This window comes from Coleofasciculus sp. (assembly GCF_046539235.1).
In the GTDB taxonomy this organism is placed as follows: domain Bacteria; phylum Cyanobacteriota; class Cyanobacteriia; order Cyanobacteriales; family Coleofasciculaceae; genus Coleofasciculus.
Map to the genome: position 1 here is coordinate 1 of NZ_JBKHHI010000416.1, position 5,836 is coordinate 5,836.

A 5,836-nucleotide genomic window follows, 5' to 3' on the forward strand; every position below is an offset into this window, starting at 1 on the left:
TCCATTGGCTGGCGTATTTTATTGGAAATTGGCTGTCCGCTACCTCGTTTCTGTTGAATCTCTTGCTCTAGATTCGGTGCAGCCTCAGCTTCACCAGCATCCGAGGATTGTGGTGTACCTTTCTTCTGAACCGTTTCTGTATTTGTTTGAGTTTGATTCAGTATAGGATTGACTGGCTTGACAGGCGACTGAATTCGCTGCGGCTGTACGAATTCGCCAGTTTGAAAAGCATTGAGTTGATTTAATTTGGGGTGAGAGGCGGGTTGAATTTGCTGAGAAAACGAATTTGTGAACTTGCCCAGATTAACCTGTCTGGGGATCGAGGATAACGGTGTACCTGGAACGTTTACCGGAATTTCGAGGAAATTGTGATTATCTTCTGATTTTTCTGTCTCTTGAGCAGGTGTGTCTGGTGTTTCAGATTGGCGTTGAACGGTTGGAGGTTCACTCGATGATATCTTATCTTCTTCAGCGTTTGGTATTTCCTGTCGCTGGATAGTTTTATTCGATTCCTGCAACTCTTCCTCAGCTTCTGGCTCTATTTTTTCCTCAGTTTCAACTGGCTTTTGTTGAATTGAATGACCTAATCCCGTGAAGTTAACTTGTCTTTGTACAGAAAATGGCGATGTACCCGGAGCGTTGATGGGGAGTTCTAGGAAATTACGAGCGGGTTGTTGGGCTTTAGCCTGAATATCAGTTTCTTCTTCTTGATTCTCGACGCTGTTTACCTGGGGTTCAGCGATTTCCTCGGCTTCACTGTCGGATATTTCCTGACGCTCTCTAGTATCATCTGATGCGGAACCATCGGAGGCTGATGCTAAAGAAATCTCGTCACGCTCATTCGTCTCTTCTTGATCTTGCTGATCTAATGCATCTGCTTGAATATCTACAGCATCGGCGGCTGGCGTTGTCTGCTGATGCGTCACCTCACCTGATTTTGACTGACTCGGATTCGCGACGGTTGTGGGATCTGGAGCTCTAGTCGGAATGTTTTGGGTATTGTAACCTAACTGGGAGATTTGATCAGCTTGCTGTTTGAGCTGTAGTTTCTCCTTTTGCGATAAATTTGGTGATAAGGCTTTGACACGACGCCTCTGTATCTTGAAGGGATTCGGCACAGGTGTCGAATTGGGCTTAGAGAAGCCTTTTTTCCAGAGGTGTTCGTGAGAAGACATTGCCGACTGCCCCAACGATAGCGGTAATTCTGCTTCAGAATCCCTTTATTTTATCCGCTTATGGCTGAAAATTAACTCAATTGTGATCAAATTTATGCTGTCAACTGAATAAGTTTTGTTAAACTGACTGGAATTAGTACATATATATTTAAATTGGGAAGGCGTAGCGAGCAAGATGCTCAATGTAGCGAGCAAGATGCTCGCACTACCGCGTTCGGTTACAGCATGGCGAGAATCCGGTTGTTCGCTGCGATCGCGTGAGGCAGGCTCCGGTCATCTGTTGTGTCCAATGTTAAGATAGATGTCCGATATCCTACAAGATTAGCATCGAGCAGTTCCTTATTATGTCCCCTGAGCAGTCCCCACCCGATCGCCAAAACACTCTCGAAGAAATTCGTGCTACCCGTTTGGAAAAAGTCCAACAGCTTAAAGCGTTGGGAATTGAGCCGTATGCGTATCACTGGCAGTCTACTCACCATGCGGCTGAACTGCAAGAGAAATTCGCGGATCTGGGGAATGGTGAAGAGGTTGATTTTGAAGTCGCGATCGCAGGTCGTATTTTAGCGCGTCGTGTCTTTGGCAAGTTAGCATTCTTCAATCTCCAAGATGAAACGGGAACGATTCAACTGTATCTCGACAAAAAGCGGATTACCGCAACTATGACAGATCTGCCGAATCCGTTCACCCCTCTCAAGCAACTCACGGATATTGGCGACATTTTAGGCGTCAAGGGGACAATTAAGCGCACCGATAAAGGGGAACTCTCGGTCTATGTCAGTGAATATGCTATTCTGACCAAATCCTTATTACCCTTACCCGATAAATGGCATGGTCTCACGGATACCGAAAAGCGCTATCGCCAGCGTTATGTGGACTTGATGGTGAATCCCACCGTTCGGGAAACCTTCCGCCGCCGTGCTAAAATCACCGCCGCCATTCGTCGTTATTTAGAGGATCGCGGCTTTATCGAAATTGAAACCCCTGTCTTTAGTACAGAAGCTGGGGGTGCAGAAGCCCGTCCGTTTATCACCTATCACAATACCCTAGAGATGGAGTTGTACCTGCGAATTGCCACAGAACTCCACCTGAAGCGGTTAATTGTCGGCGGATTTGAAAAAGTATTTGAGTTGGGGCGAATTTTCCGGAACGAGGGAATTTCCACGCGCCACAATCCGGAATTTACCTCAATTGAGGTGTACCAGGCTTACGCCGACTACAATGACATGATGACATTGACGGAAAATTTAATTACCACCGTCACTCAAGAGAGTTTGACAACTCTGGAAATTACTTATCAAGGTGAGACAATTGATTTCACACCGCCTTGGCGTCGAGTCACGATGCATGAGTTGGTGCAAGAAGTGACGGGTTTAGATTTTAATCAATTTCAGACATTAGATGATGCAAAAGTCGCGGCTAAAAAGATTGGAATTGAAGGCGTAGAGGAATGTCCCTCCCTAGGGAAACTTCTCAACGAATGCTTCGAGCAAAAATGTGAAGAAACTCTGATTCAGCCGACATTTATCGTCGATTTCCCCATTGAAATTTCTCCTCTGGCTAAACCCCATCGTTCCAAGCCGGGATTAGTGGAACGTTTTGAGTTATTTATTGCTGGACGCGAAACTGCGAATAGCTTTTCTGAATTAACTGATCCTGTTGATCAACGGGAACGCTTAGAAGCACAAGCCGCACGGAAAGCCGCTGGAGACTTGGAAGCCCAAGGGGTTGATGAAGACTTTCTCGCCGCCTTAGAGTATGGAATGCCACCAACAGGGGGGTTAGGAATTGGTATTGATCGCTTGGTGATGTTATTAACGGATTCGGCGAGTATTCGGGATGTGATTGCGTTTCCGTTGCTCAAGAGTAGCAGTCGCGATGGTTCTCCTGCACCCTGAGTGAGCGCTAAAAACGGTAATCTAATTTCCGAAGTGAAGGATTTCGCGAACCATGACAGATTCTACCTTAGACGGCAACTTGGTATAAAATAACTTGTGAAGAGATGGATGGTCTTCAAGTCGGTTGAGTCAGCTGAGTATGACGAGATTGTTGTGTGTTATTGCCGTTATTCGCCGATTGAGCCAGAGTGGAAGGAGTTACCTAAAATTGGCGCTGTGCAAGAGGGTAAGCTTTGACTTTTTGCTATTTGACTGCTTATTGATGAGTGCAATGGCACTAAAGGCGCAGCGTCAAAAAATTTGTAAGTCTGATAGTAATCTACAACTATTGATCAGAATGCACACATCTCACCTCTATGAAACAGATTTTTATGGCTGGACTCAAGAGCAGGCGACGCTGCTCAAAGCTCAGCAATGGGAGCAATTAGACACGGTTAACCTGATTGAGGAAATTGAATCGTTGGGTAGAAAAGAGCGACAAGAGCTGAGGAATAGATTAGGACTGTTGTTAGGACATCTACTGAAATGGCAATTTCAACCTGACAAACGCAGCAATAGTTGGTTGAGTACTATTCGAGAACAACGGGTTCAGATTAGATTACTTTTGCAGGATAGCCCTAGTTTAAAGCCTTATCTCGATGAGGTTTTCCTCGCTGCTTACGAACTCGGCTTAGCTTTGGCGATTCGAGAGACTCAGTTGGGCGAACAGGTTTTTCCAGAGGAATGTCCCTACACTCCAGAGCAAGTTATGAATCCGAAATTCCTACCAGAATCGAATCAGATGGATGCTTAACGCTCTATTGTCACTTTGGGAAACGAAATGTTAAATCTGATTGCTGAAAGCCATGGCTGCAAAGCATTTGGGCGTTTAGAAACTGATAGAAACTCATGACATAGGGGTAAGTTGCCAAACTCCCTGACTGTAAGGGTTTTAGGCTTCGTCCTTCCGAAAGTGACATAAGAGCGTTAATATCATGTCCGGTCAAACACCCCTAATAAAAACGCCTGAAACCCCTGTTATTAAAGCATTGCAATTATGGGCAATCCTTAGGACATGATATAAGGGATGCGATCGCTGTTTGGTTGTGCCAACGGTATCTGAAACCCAGTGCCGCAATGCTCTGCTAAAGTTGGGTTATAGCCTACCGAACTAGATGCTCCGAAGGGGGCGATCATGACTGTAACGACTAAGAAGCTAACCTTTGAAGAGTATCTGACCTACTCAGACGGGACTGATACCCGCTATGAGTTGGTGAACGGGGAATTAGTAGCAATGAGTATTGGCACCGGGCAACATGGAGAAATCATTGACTTTCTCTATCGGCAAAACGAGATCCTTGCTATACCTGGCTTTCGAGCTTTTCGCTTGTTGCATCCTATTTAGGATTGCTATAGTATTAAACTATTAAGTCTTATACCCAAATAAAATATATGGCTCCTAGAATTTATAAAACAAGATCTGTTTATGGAATTAGTCGGGAACTTCGTAATGTACATTCCTAAAAATGCCCTGATTGTCCAAAGCGATCGCACCCTCCTCTTCAAACTCCACTCCCCAAAGCTGAAGCAGTTACGAAAAGCGATCCCACATAAACTGCAAGCATGAGGATGCTGAAGTAGGACGCGATCGCATCCTGTCCATACAGCCACTATTAAGTTGATTTCTGCACAGAAGCTTCGTGTAGCTTGTTGGCTTCTGCATAGATTCGCAATGCAGTAGCCATCTGCTGTTGGGAAGTTTCACCTTGTGCCTGGAACCAAGCAAAAGTTTCGGGATCTATGGGTACTGTAACCGTCACAAACGATTCGGGAATACGCCATTTCGCCTTAGCAAAAAACTCCTCCGACAACGGTGCAATATCAGAGGTATCAATATCCTCATCGTTCATAGCATCTACTCTAGTCCAGTCGGTTTTTGAGGTATTGCTCATAGCGTTTTCGTTCATAAGATAATGCTTTTCGTAGTGAAATGATGCGAGTTGTTTTGTCGTCAGGCTCGGTGTATACAACAACTACAACTCGTCCATCTAGTAACCCAATACCAATCCATCGATCTTCGCCATAGTCTTCTCGCTCATCGAGGGCGATAAGCATTGGTAGATCAAAGACACGAGGGGCATCAGCAAAGTCAAAACCATGTTTAGCAATGTTAATCTCGTTCTTGCGCTCGTCCCACTCGAAATTCATGGATTCAATTTAACACACGTCATGACTTAGTATCCCCCCTAATCGACAACGAAAGGTTTTAAGCAAAAAATCTCTTAAGGAAATTAGCGCAAAGCCTTGTAATGCAAGCCAGTAGTGGCGTGGCACACCTAAAATAGGACTTTGTTTGTAGTGAGAACTTTAGTTCTCTCTCCGCCTAGCTGGAGAGGGCTCGCATCCCTCACTACGAACCAAATCTATTCCACCATTTTAGCTGTGTCAGTCCGCCATCGTGAGGAGAGCGTTCGCGCAGCGTTCCCGTTCGCGCAGCGTTCCCGAAGGGTAGGGTAGGGTAGCGTAACGCACCATTGATAATGCATCATTGCTCAAGACATTGGTGGGTTACGGCGGATACTTTATTGAAGGGTTATTGTCTTGATTAAACCCCCGCCTAACCCCCCTACTGGCTAGACCGTTTGCTAGCACAAGTCGATCAATAGACAATCCTCAAAACCAGAGCCAGATACAGCGCTTTGCGCTGTAATAAAGTACAGTAGATCAAAGTTCCCCTTCAGATCCCCCTCTTCCCTTTTAGATCCCCCTTCCGTCCCCCTTTTAGAT

Annotated in this window: 5 protein-coding genes and 1 pseudogene; 3 read left to right on the top strand and 3 right to left on the bottom strand. The window is 45.4% G+C overall.

What is annotated here, in order from left to right; translation table 11 throughout:
- Window positions 1–1,175 (bottom strand): hypothetical protein (locus ACLFWI_RS25625; RefSeq protein WP_446415263.1); only part of this gene is annotated, 1,175 nt, incomplete at its 3' end.
- A gap of 344 nt (window positions 1,176–1,519) precedes the next feature.
- On the opposite strand from ACLFWI_RS25625, the gene lysS reads away from it, so the two are divergent.
- The 3 genes and pseudogenes from lysS to ACLFWI_RS25640 all read left to right on the top strand — a co-directional run.
- Complete coding sequence (gene lysS / locus ACLFWI_RS25630) at window positions 1,520–3,070, top strand: lysine--tRNA ligase (protein WP_446415264.1); 1,551 nt, start codon at window positions 1,520–1,522, stop codon at window positions 3,068–3,070.
- Between the two features lie 337 nt (window positions 3,071–3,407).
- Window positions 3,408–3,863 (top strand): DUF29 domain-containing protein, encoded by a 456-nt coding sequence (locus ACLFWI_RS25635; RefSeq protein ID WP_446415265.1) that lies wholly within the window; start codon window positions 3,408–3,410, stop codon window positions 3,861–3,863.
- A 381-nt stretch (window positions 3,864–4,244) separates the two neighbouring features.
- Window positions 4,245–4,397, top strand: a pseudogene (locus tag ACLFWI_RS25640) (Uma2 family endonuclease); the annotation flags it as partial.
- Window positions 4,398–4,722: 325 nt separating this feature from the next.
- Here the strand turns inward: ACLFWI_RS25640 and ACLFWI_RS25645 are convergent.
- On the bottom strand, window positions 4,723–5,001 hold the full coding sequence (locus ACLFWI_RS25645) for a BrnA antitoxin family protein (protein ID WP_446415266.1): 279 nt from the start codon (window positions 4,999–5,001) through the stop codon (window positions 4,723–4,725).
- Window positions 4,970–5,257 carry a BrnT family toxin gene (locus ACLFWI_RS25650; RefSeq protein ID WP_446415267.1) on the bottom strand — a complete coding sequence of 96 codons (288 nt, stop codon included), beginning with the start codon at window positions 5,255–5,257 and terminating at the stop codon, window positions 4,970–4,972. Before ACLFWI_RS25650 ends, ACLFWI_RS25645 begins: the two co-directional genes overlap by 32 nt.
- Window positions 5,258–5,836 lie beyond the last annotated feature (579 nt).